Annotated in this window: 11 protein-coding genes and 3 pseudogenes; 4 read left to right on the forward strand and 10 right to left on the reverse strand. The window is 66.3% G+C overall.

What is annotated here, in order from left to right; translation table 11 throughout:
* The first annotated feature begins 120 nt into the window (after positions 1-120).
* The gene (locus OG994_RS25635; RefSeq protein WP_328851224.1) at positions 121-366 is read left to right on the forward strand and encodes a hypothetical protein; all 246 of its coding nucleotides are present in this window, start codon (positions 121-123) and stop codon (positions 364-366) included.
* A 235-nt stretch (positions 367-601) separates the two neighbouring features.
* Here the strand turns inward: OG994_RS25635 and OG994_RS25640 are convergent.
* The 4 genes and pseudogenes from OG994_RS25640 to OG994_RS25655 all read right to left on the reverse strand — a co-directional run.
* Positions 602-1,312: pseudogene (locus OG994_RS25640) on the reverse strand (IS256 family transposase); the annotation flags it as partial.
* A gap of 26 nt (positions 1,313-1,338) precedes the next feature.
* Positions 1,339-2,901 (reverse strand): ISL3 family transposase, encoded by a 1,563-nt coding sequence (locus tag OG994_RS25645; protein ID WP_204985350.1) that lies wholly within the window; start codon positions 2,899-2,901, stop codon positions 1,339-1,341.
* Positions 2,902-2,981: 80 nt separating this feature from the next.
* Positions 2,982-3,566: pseudogene (locus tag OG994_RS25650) on the reverse strand (transposase); the annotation flags it as partial.
* 102 nt (positions 3,567-3,668) lie between these two features.
* Complete coding sequence (locus OG994_RS25655) at positions 3,669-4,562, reverse strand: IS982 family transposase (RefSeq protein ID WP_328851225.1); 894 nt, start codon at positions 4,560-4,562, stop codon at positions 3,669-3,671.
* Positions 4,563-4,719: 157 nt separating this feature from the next.
* Between OG994_RS25655 and OG994_RS25660 the strand changes: the two are divergent.
* Positions 4,720-5,510, forward strand: a pseudogene (locus OG994_RS25660) (IS5 family transposase); the annotation flags it as partial.
* 24 nt (positions 5,511-5,534) lie between these two features.
* Here the strand turns inward: OG994_RS25660 and OG994_RS25665 are convergent.
* Positions 5,535-6,328 (reverse strand): IS5 family transposase gene (locus OG994_RS25665; RefSeq protein ID WP_328853657.1). Its coding sequence is split into 2 segments (ribosomal slippage): positions 5,535-5,992 and positions 5,992-6,328, totalling 795 coding nucleotides; the frame shifts between segments, so codons are not numbered across the junction.
* A 437-nt stretch (positions 6,329-6,765) separates the two neighbouring features.
* Here OG994_RS25665 and OG994_RS25670 point away from each other — a divergent pair.
* On the forward strand, positions 6,766-7,206 hold the full coding sequence (locus OG994_RS25670) for a hypothetical protein (RefSeq protein ID WP_328851226.1): 441 nt from the start codon (positions 6,766-6,768) through the stop codon (positions 7,204-7,206).
* Between the two features lie 313 nt (positions 7,207-7,519).
* Here OG994_RS25670 and OG994_RS25675 read toward each other — a convergent pair whose 3' ends face one another.
* From OG994_RS25675 to OG994_RS25685, 3 genes are read right to left on the reverse strand one after another with little or no spacing between them, the layout of a single operon-like run.
* Complete coding sequence (locus OG994_RS25675; RefSeq protein WP_328851227.1) at positions 7,520-9,448, reverse strand: AAA family ATPase; 1,929 nt, start codon at positions 9,446-9,448, stop codon at positions 7,520-7,522.
* Entirely contained in the window at positions 9,445-10,017 is a 573-nt protein-coding gene (locus tag OG994_RS25680) for a hypothetical protein (RefSeq protein WP_328851228.1), read from the reverse strand. Before OG994_RS25680 ends, OG994_RS25675 begins: the two co-directional genes overlap by 4 nt.
* Entirely contained in the window at positions 10,014-11,348 is a 1,335-nt protein-coding gene (locus OG994_RS25685) for a hypothetical protein (RefSeq protein WP_328851229.1), read from the reverse strand. The genes OG994_RS25680 and OG994_RS25685 overlap by 4 nt, the downstream gene beginning before the upstream one ends.
* A 374-nt stretch (positions 11,349-11,722) precedes the next feature.
* Between OG994_RS25685 and OG994_RS25690 the strand changes: the two genes are divergently transcribed.
* A complete protein-coding gene (locus OG994_RS25690; RefSeq protein WP_328851230.1) occupies positions 11,723-12,118 on the forward strand; it encodes a hypothetical protein in 396 nt (131 codons plus the stop codon).
* Between the two features lie 452 nt (positions 12,119-12,570).
* Here the strand turns inward: OG994_RS25690 and OG994_RS25695 are convergent, their stop codons facing one another.
* Positions 12,571-12,822: a hypothetical protein gene (locus tag OG994_RS25695; RefSeq protein WP_328851231.1), complete on the reverse strand. Its 252-nt coding sequence runs from the start codon at positions 12,820-12,822 to the stop codon at positions 12,571-12,573.
* Between the two features lie 300 nt (positions 12,823-13,122).
* Positions 13,123-13,755, reverse strand: coding sequence for a 2'-5' RNA ligase family protein (locus OG994_RS25700; RefSeq protein ID WP_328851232.1), 633 nt, complete (start codon positions 13,753-13,755; stop codon positions 13,123-13,125).
* Positions 13,756-13,766: the final 11 nt, after the last annotated feature.

Here is a 13,766-nt window from a genome sequence, read left to right on the forward strand (position 1 = left end):
TCGCACTGGCTGGCCGGGCGGCCGATCCCGACCTTCACCCGATTCCCCTTTGGCATGCCCAGACGGGCCTTCCACCTGTTGCTGCGCAATGCGCGGGACGCCCAGGAGGATGGCTGGGGCATGACGCCCGAGGAGCTGGCGAAGCTGCCCGAGCATACCGACGACTACGACTGGGATACGGCGTACGAAGTGCTGCTCCAGGACGACGACATCCTGAATCTGTTCGACGTGCAGCCCGACGGTGTGGAGGACCCTGACAGCGAACACAACCGCTTCATGAGAATGGGTGACTACCGCCCGGCCGCATGGTTCCGCCCGTTCTCGAACGTCACTCCAAGGGACGGACGGCGCCCCTTCCGCCGCTGACGATCGCCTCGATCAGCCTCTTCCGAGGGCGGACGGTTCAGGGTGCGGCGGCGTCCTACCGGAGGGTCGCGATCACCAGTAGCGTCGGTTCAGTGACCGACTCGCAACCGAGCCTCACATCGCCATGGCGCCGCTGAGCCGGCGCCGCGCAGGTCAGCCACTAGAGGATCTCGTCGAGGGCATGCCGGAATGGCTGGGTCTGTCAAACGAACGGTGTAACTCGGGTTGTTGACGACTACTTTCGGCCTGCGGACAGGCGTCCGTCGAAGGCGATGTCGAAGGCGTTGAGGGCTGGTTTCCAGCGCATGGTCCAGCGCCGGCGGCCCTGCCCGGTCGGGTCGAGGCTCATGATCGCCAGGTAGACGCACTTGAGCGCCGCGGCCTCGTTGGGGAAGTGACCGCGGGCTCGCACGGCCCGGCGGATGCGGGCGTTGACCGACTCGATGGCATTCGTGCTGCAGACGACGGTGCGGATCTCGGTGTCGAAGGCCAGGAACGGCACGAACTCCGCCCACGCCTGCTCCCACAACCGGGCGATCGCCGGATACCTGTCGCCCCAGGCCTCGACGAACTCGGCGAACCGAGCTCGGGCGGCGGCTTCGGTGGGCGCGGTGTAGACCGGGCGCAGGGCTTTGGCGATGGCATCCCAGTGCTGCCGACCGGCATACCGGAAGCTGGCGCGCAGCAGATGGATCACACAGGTTTGCACGACAGCTTCGGGCCACACCTCGCCGATGGCATCGGGCAGCCCTTTGAGCCCGTCACAGACCACCATGCACGCGTCGGCGACGCCCCGGTTCTTCAATTCGGTGAGGACCTGCAGCCAGAATTTGGCGCCTTCGCCGCCGTCGCCGGCCCACAGGCCCAGGATGTCCCGGGTGCCCTCGACCGTGACGGCCAGGGCCAGGTAGATGGGCCGGTTGGCGACCTTCCCATCGCGGATCTTGGTTCTGTCGCCGATCTTGTGAAGTCTCAGTGCGCGAGTAGGACGCGTTTGCGGAGTAGGTCGAGGCCGGCGCGGCCGAACATCTGTCGTTTGATCATTTTCAGGCGGTTGATGGTGCCTTCGACGGCGCCGGAGCTGTGCGGCAGGGTCAGGCCGTTGCGGATGGCGTCGAGGTCGCGGCGCATGTTGCGGGCGAACGCGGCCAGCGGCGCGAGGGTGTCGTGTTCGACGGCGACGATCCATTCGTCGAGGCGGTTGCCGTGGCGGCCGGTCATCATCACCGCGAACGCGCGCACGTGTTTGACCAGCCGGTTCAGGTCACGGTCGCGGTGGCGCAGGTCGCGCAGCTTGGCGGCGTCGCGAGGATCGAGGTGGTCGGGATGGGTCATGATCCACGAAGTGACCTGGCGGACGGTGGGTGGTTTCGGACCGGGGTGCGGGGCGTGACCGCGGCCGGTGCGGAAGCGGCGCAGGTAGCGCTGAACGGCGAGTTCCCCGCCGGGGTAGCCCTGTTGCTGGATCTCGCGGAACAGTTGGGTGGCGTTGCGTTCGCCGTCGTTCCAGCGCTGGTGCAGGTAGCCGGTGAACGGGTCGACCAGGTGTGAGCGTTGCTCGGTGACGGCGGTCAGGTCGGCGAGGCTGCGGGCGTTGACGAACTTGCGCACCGTGGCCTGGTGCAGCCCCAGCTTGCGGCCGATCGCCGCCTTGGACATGCCCTGCGCTGCCAGTTCCTGCACGGCGGTGTAGTGCTCACGCAGCCGGGTCACGATCTTCTTCTCCGGTAGCGGCCGCACCAACTGCGGCGGCGTGTCCTCGGGAGGCGGAGGTCCTGGCCGGGCGAGCTGGGCGCGATGGGCGTTGACTGTCTTCTCCACCGCTTGGCCCAGGTTCTGCCAGAGGTGGAACCGGTCGGCGACCTGCACCGCGTGCGGGGCGCCCTGCCGGGCGCCTTCGCCATAGCCACCGGCACGGTCGCGGCAGATGATCTCCACCTCTGGGTGCTGCGCGAGCCAGCCGGCGAGGCTGTCACCGTCACGACCGTCGAAGACCTCGACTGGGCGGCGGGTGGCCATGTCGACCAGGATGGTGCCGTAGTGGCGTCCGCGCCGGAACGCGAAGTCGTCGACACCCAGGACCGTCACCGCGGTCCCTGCCGGGTCCGGCAGGCCTTTCACCAGCCGCAACAGGGTGTCACGGCCCACGTTCACTCCGACGGCGGCAGCCAGCCGTGCGCCGGCACGCCCGGCCAACGCAAGCCCGATCCGGGTGAGCAGTTCCCGCAGCCCCTGGGTGAGACGGGCATGCGGAGCGGTCAAGCCGTCGACCTGCTCGACGAAGGTCACCGCCGGGCAACCGCGGTTGCCGCAGCGGAACCGCCGCACCCGCACCTGAAGCAGCACAGCCACCCCGGCAACCGTGAGGTCGCGCAATCGCCGCAGGTAACGGCCATGAACGCGACTCGATGACTGCCGGCAGCTACCGCACTGCGCCGTCGCTGATCGGACCCGGGCGGAGATCACAACTGCCTCGTGGCGCTGTTCAACGCCGTCGATCAGCAGGTCGGACAGGTGAGGCAGCAACTGCTCCACAAGCGAACACGCCGAACATGATCAGTGGGTGGCGCGTCGACTTGCCACGACCGTCCACATCACAAGATCGGCGACAGAGCCCGGATCTTCACGTGCACCGCGTCGAGGAAGATCACTGGGTAGACCGCATCGAGGGGACGGTTCTGCCACTCGGTCATCCCGTCGATGACCTTGTCGGTGATCGTCGAGATGGTCTGCCGCGACACGTCGGCGCCGTAGACCTCGGCCAGGTGGGCCTGGATCTCCCCGGTGGTCAAGCCCTTGGCGGACAGGGAAATCACCATGTCGTCCACCCCGGACAACCGGCGCTGACGCTTCTTGACGATCTGCGGCGAGAAGCTCCCGTCGCGATCCCGTGGCACGTCGATCTCTACCGGGCCGACGTCGGTCAGCACAGTCTTGGCCCGCACACCATTGCGGGAGTTCCCGCCGTTCTTGCCCGCCGGGTCGCCCTTGTCATAGCCCAGATGGTCGGTGATCTCACCCTCAAGCGCTGACTCCAGGACCCGCTTGGTGAGCTGCTGCAGCAGCCCGCCATCACCAGTCAACTGCAACCCGGCCGCCCGGGCCTGCTCCACCAACTGCGCGACCAGGCCTGCGTCGACACCGTCCGCCGGTAGTCCCGGCCCATTCTTCGCCACCGCGGAAGTATCCACGGCGGCCATCGATCCTTCAGACATCAGGTGCTGCTCCTTGATCAGGAGTTACACCGTTCGTCTTACAGTCCCGAATGGCTCTACCCCTAGACGAGTAAGTCCTAACCCTGATCAGTGGTCGTAGGCGATCAAGGATCGGGTGATGGGTTGGCCGCTGCTGCGGTTGTGCCAGACGGCGGCGGTCAGGGCCAGGATGCGCTGGGCGATGCGGGCTCCGACGCCTTCGATGCTGCGGCCACCGTGTAGTTCCAGGTCGAGTTGGCCTTTCAGGGTGTCGTTGACCGATTCGATGAGCTGGCGGATCGGTTTGAGTAGGGGTTCGTCGGGGCGTGGGGTGCGGTTGCGGTATGACGGTCGCAGCAGCCGGACTCCGTGTTCGCTGAGCCAGCGGTCCAACTCGGCGGAGACATAGCCTTTGTCCGCGATGATCAGCAGGCCGGGACGGGCGCTGAGCAGGTCCGGATCGTGTTCGAGTATGGCGGTCAGGACCTGTCGTTCGTCGATCTTCGGGTTGGCTAGGGCCCATGAGACTGGCAGGCCGGCGGGGGTGCAGATCAGGTGCAGCCGTAAGCCCCAGAACCAGCGGGAGTGGGAGGCGCAGTAGCTGTAGCCGGCCCAGCCGGCCAACTGGGAGCGCTTGACCGTGGGGCGGGACCGGGCGCACTCGACCGGGGTGGAGTCGACCAGCCACACAGCATCGGTCCACAGGTCGGTGTCCGCGGCCACCGCCCGGATCGCCTGCTTCAGCAGCGGCAACGCCGCGCGTAGCCGTTTGTTGTAGCCGGACTGGCCAGGCAGGTACGGAAATGCCCCGGGCAGGTGTCGGGGCACGAACCGTAGCCAGCGAGCCTCGGAACGCACCCCGAGCAACACCTGCGCCACGGCCAGCGTCAACAACTCTGCATCGGTCAACTTCGGCGGCCGTCCGACCCGGGCAGGCCGCCCGAGCCAGTCGTCGATCTTCACGTACAGTGCGGTGAGAAGGGTGTTGATGTCTGTCGTCACAAACGGATCATCAACACCCTTCGCTGCGTCCGCAGCCCCGCCCTGAGTTAGGACTTAGAACTCCTAACAGAATGATCTAGGCAGACGCGTAGAGCTGTCCTCGGTGGACGATTAACTACAGTGATCGGCAGTAAGGCGAGGTGAGCAGCCGCCGTGGATCGTCTCGGACGACCTGTGGGCCGAGATCGAGCCGTTGATACCGACCCGACCGCCTCGCCGGCGGCGCTATCCCGCTCGCAAGCCGCTTGATGACCGGAAGGTGTTGTGCGGGATCTTGTTGGTGCTCTACACCGGGATCCCGTGGGAGCTTCTGCCTCAGTAGCTCGGGTTCGGGTCAGGCATGAGCTGCTGGCGCCGGCTACGGGACTGGAACGACGCCGGCGTGTGGCAACGACTGCACGAGGTCCTGCTGGGCACGCTGCGGGCCGCCGGTCAACTGGACACGTCCCGGGCGGTGATCGAGGGCTCCTACGTCCGGGCGCTCAAAGGCGGCCCAAAACCCGGCCCGAGCCCGGTCGACCGCCGCCGCCCGGGCTCGAAACACCACGTCATCACCGACGCAGGCGGCACACCCCTCGCCGCGACCCTGACCGGCGGCAACCGTCACGACGTCACCCAACTGCTGCCCCTGGTCGACAAGGTTCCCCGGATCAAGGGCATCCGCGGTCGACCAAGGCAGCGACCCGAGCGGATCTACGCCGACCGGGGTTACGACTACGACATCTACCGCCGCCAACTCCGCGACAGGGGCATCACCCCGGTCACCGCCCGACACGGCACCGAACACGGCTCCAGCCTCGGCACCCGACGATAGGTAGTCAAACAGACCACCGCCCTACTGCACTGGTTCCGCCGGCTACGCACCCGCTGGGAGATCCGCGACGACATCCACCAAGCCTTCCTCACCCCGCCTGCGCCATCATCTGCTGGCGACGACTCCAACGCTCAAAAAGTTTGGAGTTCTTAGAGGTCCTAACAAAGTCGGGCGACGTGTCGGTACGTGATGATGCAGGTGGCGAGGGTGAGGAAGGCTTCGTGGATGTCATCACGGCGTTCCCACCGGATGCGTAGCCGTCGCATGCCGTGGTACCAGGCGATCGTCCGCTCGATCACCCACCGGAACACACCGAGTCCGGAGCCGTGGGGCTGGCCGCGGCGGGCGATACGCGGGCGGATGCCCTTGCCGCCTACCGCCTTGCGGTACTTGTCGTGGTCGTAGGCGCGGTCGCCGAACAGCTGGTCAGGGCGCCGGCGGGGCCGACCACGCCTCCCGCGGACCGGCGGGATCTTGTCGATCAGCGGGAGCAGTTCGGTGACGTCGTGGCGGTTGCCGCCGGTCAACGACACGGCCAGGGGGATGCCGGCGCCCTCGGTCAGGACGTGGTGCTTCGAGCCCGGGCGGGCGCGGTCGACCGGGCTCGGCCCACTTTTGGGCCACGTCGAGCGGACCGTACATGCGAGGAGTCGATCACGGCGCGGGACCAGTCCAGCTTCCCGGCCGCCTGGAGCTCTGCCAGCAGCAACTCGTGCAGCCGCTGCCACACCCCAGCCCGGTTCCACTCCTCCAACCGCCGCCAGCAGGTCATCCCGGAGCCGAACCCCAACTCCTGGGGCAGGAACTCCCACTGGATGCCGGTGTGCAGCACGAACAAGATCCCACACAGCACCTGCCGATCCGGGATCCGCTTCCGTCCCGGGTGCCGAGGATTGCGCTCAGGCTTGGGCAGCAACGGCTCGATGCGCTGCCACAGCCCGTCCGACACGATCCACGGCGGCTGCTCACCACGCCTCACGGCCGAACACTGTAGATCATCGTCTACACCGGACAAGCCCCTAGACCATTTTGTTAGGACCTCTTACTCGTCTAGGTGGCGGAGTGGCTGTACCGCGTTTTGCAGTACACGAGCGAGGGACCAGTCAGGGCGCTGCCTCCCGACCGGGTCCTGAGCGCCGACACCCGCCAGTTCATGCTGCGCATCCGGACGGCGACCCATCCCCTGGCTGTTGGAGCCCGAGGACCAGGCGTTCCTTGATGCGGTCGACGCTGCCATTCGCTGGATCGACTGGGGCGGCTGGCCGTCGTATCGGGACGAGCACGGGGACCCGAGCACGCTGGAGTCGATTCTGGCGGCGGCAAACTCCGCCTGGCGGGCGACATGGCAGGGCCTGGAACGTCAGCCAGGACTCGACCGTCACGACGTCCGTGTCGTTCGCTGCACGCGGTGCCGGCGCCGAGGCGGGAGAGCACCTTGCCGCGGCCTGGTCGGCGGCGTACGGGCGTCAGCCTGACCCGGACAAGGCCTACGACGAGGCGGTGCTGGCGGTTGGGGCACTCGCTTGCCCCCTCGTATGCGCCACCAATCCCCGCCGCACGTTGGGCACCGTAATACGAGATCTGCGCAACCAGAGCGGCCAATGGGAGCTGACCCTCGGCGACAAAGATGGGCTACCCGCCGGTCCCGACCGGCTGATCGAGATGCTCGCACTGCTGTGGGACGGGCAATCCAGACATGCAGGCAGCCCGAACTCACGCCGACAAACCGCAAGCGAGGCCGAGGCAGCGCTGCACCTGGCCGCCACCCTCGTTCAGTGGCTCAGCGGTGGCATCCTGCGCAAAAATCCGCAACGAGAAGGGAGCGAATGAACTGATGCCACCAGAGGCCCGATCCGGACTGTTCATCAGCCCTGCGCCTTCCCGGCCAGTTTGCGTCGCCACCTGACCGGACGCAGACCGGGCCCGGTGAACAGTTGGAGCCGGAAGCTCGACCGGTTCACGGTGAACATGTGCTGATCGAGCGGGTCGGCGGTCCGCCGTGCTCGCGGACCACCGACAGGCTCTGCTGGCGAACCACACCGCCGTCCTGTCCACTCCATGACCGTGTCACAGGTGCGACATGACTGGGAGGCGGCGCGGAATGTGGTTGGCGGACTCCAACCGGGGGCGTGGTGTTGAAGTCCTACTCCTCGTCGTTCTCGTAGATCGTCTCCACGGCAGAGGGGCCGGGATGGTGGATTGTGGACACGGTGGGGTGGTCGTAGTCGAAGTCGATCTCGGCGAAGTCGCGCTGCACCGTATCGGGCAGTTGGTTGTCGGCGACGATCAACTGCAGCTTCCCTGGGAGTGCGCCGGCGATGTTTGCCAGACGGCGGTAGAGGGCGGTCGAGATGTCTGTCGCCGCGTTCAGCGCCATGCGTGGGCTGTCGATGAGCAGGAATGACGGGAAGCGGGTGTCGCCGCGGGAGACCACCACGTAGAGGATCGAGGTCCAGTATGCGATCTGGGTGGCGGTGATGATGCCGCCGCCTTTGCTCGCTCTGTGGAAGGGCTTGCCGTTCAGCACCGGTAGGTAGCTCGTGGGATGGATGGTCGCGGTTTTGATGCTGGGGACCCCGATGCTGCGGATCACCCGTCCAAACTCGGTGTTGAGCTCATCGAGAATCTCCCGGCGTCGCCTGTCGAGGTCTGCTTCGAGCCGTGTGAGCTCGGCTCGGGCGCGATCACGCTTGGCCCGCAGATCGTCTTCGGCGGCGGCGAGGTCGTCGACGCGGTCCCACTGCCGCAGGACAGTTGCGAGTTCCCGCTGGCGAGCTCGCGCGTTAGCCAACTTGTTGGACGCGTCCGTGTACGCCTGCAGACGGGGCGTCACCCGCTCCGAAGTGCGGTTCTCAATCTCGATGGTCAGGTTCTTGATGAGCGCTTCGCGGTCGGCGATCGCCTCGTTGACGATGGTGAGCTGGCTGTCGAGGACCTTCAGCTGCGCATCCATCTCCCGTAGCTGCTCGGTGAGCTGGCGTTGTTCGTACTGGTCGTCGTCGTGCCCGCCCGTGACGGGGTCGTGCTGCAGGCAGACGCGGCATGCGCCGTTGGGGACGGGTCGGGCTGTCAGTGACTGCAGGCATCGTGGGCAGGTGACGAATTCGATGTTGGCGATCCTGTCGCCGGCGTCGCGCATGCGATCCAGGCGTGCCAGGTCTGCCTCGACGCGGCGTCGTTCGCTGATCAATTCCCGTCGTTGACGCGTCAGCGACGCGACGGCCGCCCGGGCATCGGCGAGCCGACGCTCAGCGTCGGTGAGCAGGTCGCGCATCACTTGGGTCTCCCGGTCTGTGACCGGGTTGATTGCCGCGCGGAGAACCTTCAGTTGCGCTTCGGCGGCGATCTGGGCATTGGTGGCGTCCCCGAAGGCTTCTAGCGCCTCCTGCTTGCCCTTGGTGTTCGTCGTGCGCAGGAAGCTGCGGATCGTCTCTGTTTCGTTCTGCGCTGCGGCGACCTCGGCGTTCAGCCTGTTCACGTCGGAACGCAGTGACAGGATCCGTTCGTTGGTCAGCATGAACAACAATTCGAACACTGTCTTGCGTTTGGACTCCAGGTACGAGTCCTGGCTGCGGGCGATATCTCGGTTCATGTCGGACTGCGCGACGTACATGAACGAGAAGATGTCCGCGAAGGAGATCCGGCTGCCGGCGTTCGTGCTGGCGCTGGTCCTCGCGGCGGCCCGCATGTGGTCGGAGAGACCGAGCGCACCCATGAGCAGGGTGTTCAAGCTGGGCGACTGGTCTAGGTCGGTGCTGTGATCGGGCAGCCGTTCCCGTGTCCGTAGGTCGGTGACCCGCACGTTGCGTCGCTTGTTCGCGTCGGTGCTGCGTACGAGGAGGTAGCGGGCGTCGCCGATGGTCACATCGAGGCTGATGTCGGTGACGCTCTCGGTGATGACTGGGGCAAGCACGCCGTCTCCGCCGAAGCCGTACTTGATCGCTTCCAGCAGCGTGGTCTTTCCGACACCGGTCGGACCGGCGAGGATCGTCAGGTCTGCGGGAAACGCGTACCTCACGGGTCCTTCGAGGGTGTCGAGGACGACGGCGTTGAGGCGGAAGGTCGTGGTCAACGAATCACCTGTCGGTGGGGTCGGTCCATGAGGTCGGCCAACCTCTGGTAGATCAGGTCCTTCAATCCATTGCCAGTCAGCCCGGTCGACGCCTGCGCGATGGCCTGACTGCGGTCCGCGATCTCCGCCCACTGGAAGGAGCGGGCCATCTGATCAACTAGCTCCCGGCCGGCGGCCGTGGGCACGAGCGCCACGCTTCCTTGCCGGCCTCTGGTGTAGCGCAGCAAGCCGCGCCCCACCAACGCGCCGATGATTGCGTAGTAGCGGTCGTCCCAAGGCCCGTACTTGTAGCGTGTCATGGGCGCTTCCACCGCAGTGGGTTCCCGCCTCTCATCGTCACTGAGATGCAGACGAGGGTCGTCGGCGTCCAAGTCGTCCAAGACCTGGGTCGCCAACGCTGGATACCGCAGCAGGAAGTCCAATTTCGCGAGCTTGGTCAGCCCGTCGAGCTTACGGTTATGTCCCCGCTCGGCAGCCGTGGCGGTTACGAGCAACAACACGCGAGCTTGGTGGTAGGCCAGATCCTCGCGCAGCAACGCCAGCTCAGCGGCCTCGAAGGCAGTCGTCACGACCCTTCACCTCGTTGACTGCGGCGCCGGGCCACCTCAGTCTCGATGTCGAAGCCGTCGCTGAACCACACCTTGCACCGATTCGACAACTCGCACAGCCCGCCGAGAGCCAAATCGACGTCCATATTCTCCGGCAACGCCCCTGCCTGCTGCTCAAGTTGAGCCTCGAGTTCCCGCCACAGATCAGCACCCCAGCCGGCGGTGGGTCTCTTCACCCGCGCCGTCGCCGTGTCACTGATCCGAAGCAGCGCGCGCCGCAGCCGCATCTGCTCGGCCCGCGCGAGCGGATCGGACGCCACGCGGTCACGCCACAGATCCTGGTAGTCCATTCGCAACTGCTCAGCCCGCTCGACGGCATTGTCGGAACAGCCTCCGACCTCCATCTTGATGGCGAGCCGGCTGGTGCGAACTATCCGCGGCAGCCGGGCGAAACCCGCCGGGAACGCTATCGCCGTGCGGATGGCCACGTCGATATCGCCCAGCGTGACGATCCGGCTGCCGAGCTGCTTCTCAAGTTCGGCCACACTCGGTGCCGAGGCACCCATAGGAAAGACCAGCACGGCCGGTAGACCACCCACCGGTGTCGGGCCGGCGGCGCGCATACGTGCCCGAAACAACGACACAACGGCCTGCCACACCGACTCGGCCGGCACCACACTGCGAAGACGATCGAGCACCGGCCGCACGTACATCCCCGGAGCGGCAAAGGACACGTAGTCCCTGCCCGGGCCGATCTGATAGTGGAACATCGACAGGAAACGAGCGATCTGCTGCAGATGCTCGGCACTCGGAACCGCACCGCTTTGGCCGCTTGCATCCGCACTCCACCGCTTCGCCAAACCGTCGCAGTGCTTCAGCAAGGCCTTCCCGAAGGCGGTGAGCAGCTCCTCGAACTCGCCCTGTGCGATCAGCTTCTGTCCGGCCAGGCGGCGGCCACGCAGTGTCTCCACCAGAGCCGCGAGCTGCTTAGGCGGCCCGTCCAGGCCCGCCGTCGTGACGAGCCGGCACGTGGCCTTCTCCTGCATCGCTAGCCAGCGACCGAACAGGTGACCCAGACCGCCGTCGTCGGCCAGCGAGTTCAAAGTCGTGTAGGCGCCGAATGAAAGGCCCGGGTGCTTGGCGGACACCAGTTCGGCGTCACCGCCGCGCAGCGTCACCCAGTCTTCGTGCCGCTCACAGAGCACCCGAGACTGATCCGCGGCGACCAGGTTCCCATCGGCGTCCAGCGAGTCGAGGTAGAGCCGCAGACCATCGGCCGCTGCCATGACCGCCTGCCACTCGTACAGATCGGCGGTCCGCGCGCCAGCATCATCCGGCGGCGGCTCCGTCACGACGAGCTCGGCTGCCGAAGCGCCACTCTCTCCAGCCTGCAAACGCCACCCGCACAGCCATCCGTGGTTGCCGAACCACTCACCGTCCTGCGATCGCCCCGAAGTCTGCCGGGACTACTGCAAACCGCAATGCGCTCTGTCGCGAAGCCGACAATGAGCAGTAACCGTCGTGTTCACGCGCGACTGCACAGATACACGCTGGCCTGGCGCCTCCGTGCTCCTTGACGCGACCGCTTGCCGGGCCGCGCCACAGGCCGACGCCTCGGACGGTAACGGGCGCGAGTCTGAGTTCCCCGCTTTGATGGAGCGGTGGTTACCTGCTGCCGGCTGGTGCAGGGGTGGCGATAGTTGGCTCGGCTGGATTTTGCTGGCGGGTGTGCCTCAGTTTCACCGACGAGTTCCTCCGCAAGTACTACTCCACCCTCGCCACGCAGGACGACGGCCCGACCTCCGTGCTCGTGACCGGACTCAACAACGACACCCGCGAAACGATCGTCATCGCCTTCGAACGCCGCGAACTTATCGCGCTGGAGCGACTCGGTGATGACCTTGTGCTACTGGCGGCGTCGGATGTTCTCTCGGACACCTTCAAGCTCGCCAGGGCGCTGGGAACTTTCACCGCGACCACGGTCGCTGAACAAATGGGCATCAGCGCCCCAAATGCGAATAACCGACTCAAACACCTCGTCGCGGCGAGAGCGCTCGTCCGGCGGCGGGGGGTAGCCGAGCGCGGTGGCAAGGAATTCACCTACTCCGCACCCGAGGTTTGAGCGTCTGGCGTTATGTCTCCTTCGCGGCTCAGCAACGCACGCCCCGCTCAGACTCGCACGTTAGGCTGTCGGGGCCGTTGACCGCCCCACTACTGTGCGGTATCGCGAATTCGTTCGTGCGATCCGCCGGTCCAAGGGCGGCGGGCTGCTTCGGCTGCTGGCCACGGCGTCGGTCCTAAAGGGGCGTCGCTCGCCCCGCGTGCTGGTCAACGCCGCGGATCCGATCACGCCGTCGGCGGTGAGCATGGTCGCCCGGGAAGTCCTCGCTCGGTGACGGCGGCGCTGTTCGGCGCTCCTGCGCGATGCGCCGACATGCCGGCTGGCGAGGGCTGAGGGACGGGTGCGGCATTGGGTGCGGGCAATGCCGTCGCCGATGACGTGCACGTGGATCAAGTGACAGCGATCTGTCACGTATCATGTGGAGCCCGACATTCGTGGGCAGCCGACGGGCCTCACCCCGGCGGCTGGGTGGCCGCGTCGCCGGTCTGCTCCCGCCACCGGCCACCGTCGGCTTGGACGAGCCGCCGGATCAACGTGCGGGCCTCGTCCTCCGTGTCGAACTCCCACCGGAGTACTTTGCCCGTCTCCGAGTCGCCCGCACGAGCGGTCACGTGCCACCGGACTTCGCGGGCGAGCCACACGTCACGCCGGGTCAACCTTCCCCACACCCCGTTCCACCAGCGTCCGACCAGTTCGCGCGTCACGGTGTGATCGTACATACGTGCGAATCGCTGTCGCTGGCGGCGCGGACTTTTTCAGGGCGCAGGGGAGTCAGGGATCGACGACAACACCTACTCTGACTCAGTGGTTGCGGCTGAACATCCCAAAGTCACCGACTGGATGCAGGCATGGGGCAGCCTGCTCGGCGTCGGCGTGTCCACCCTTGCTGTGATCATTACTGGATTGCTGCTACGTCACGAGATGCGCGCCCGGCGCGATGACAAGGAAGACGCTGAGGTAGCTCAAGCCCGTCTCGTCTATGGCGATATACATAATCCGGCCGGTCAGGACTCGAGTTTCACTGTGGCATACGGCTCCCAGACGTACATGCCTTCGTCGCGGTTGAGGATGATGAGCTGGCAGGAGTCGATCTCGGCGTTCGCGGTCAGGTTTGGGGCGGATGTCAAGGCTTCGACAAGTGGAGCGGCCGGGCCTTCCGTGTTGGTGTAGGCGAGGCTGAGGTGGGGGTTGTACGGCTCGGCTGGTTCGGGCACTCGGTCGCTTCCCCAGACGTCCGCGATGGCTGCGCGGATGGCGGTACGGAGTTGACGCACCGGTTCGACCGGGTCGACGGCGATTTGAATGGATTCGGGGTCGACGTGGGGGGCGGCGATGGTGAGCTTGAAGGGAGCGAGGTGGGCGCATCGGGCCCGTGTGGCGGCCACGATGGCGTCGACGTCTTCGGGGGCGACATCTTGGACGAATCCGATGCCTTGCATGGTGAGGTGAAGCCACTGGTTCGGGATGACGTCGAGGCTTGGCTGCTGAGACAGTAGGGTCCGGTATTGGTCGGCGAGGTGTTCGACTTCGGGTTGACCGTCGAAGGTGATGTGCCAGGTGTAGAAGCGGGAACCGATGCCCCAGCCGGGCCGCCAGTACCAGTGGTTGCGGATGTGGGTGGCGTGCGGGACTGCCATGGTCGCTCCAG

This window comes from Micromonospora globbae (assembly GCF_036184225.1).
GTDB lineage: Bacteria > Actinomycetota > Actinomycetes > Mycobacteriales > Micromonosporaceae > Micromonospora > Micromonospora globbae.

Coding starts and splice junctions, on each gene's coding strand:
- OG994_RS25635 (WP_328851224.1), top strand. CDS start 121: ATGACGCCCGAGGAGCTGGCGAAGCTGCCCGAGCATACCGACGACTAC.
- OG994_RS25700 (WP_328851232.1), bottom strand. CDS start 13,755: ATGGCAGTCCCGCACGCCACCCACATCCGCAACCACTGGTACTGGCGG.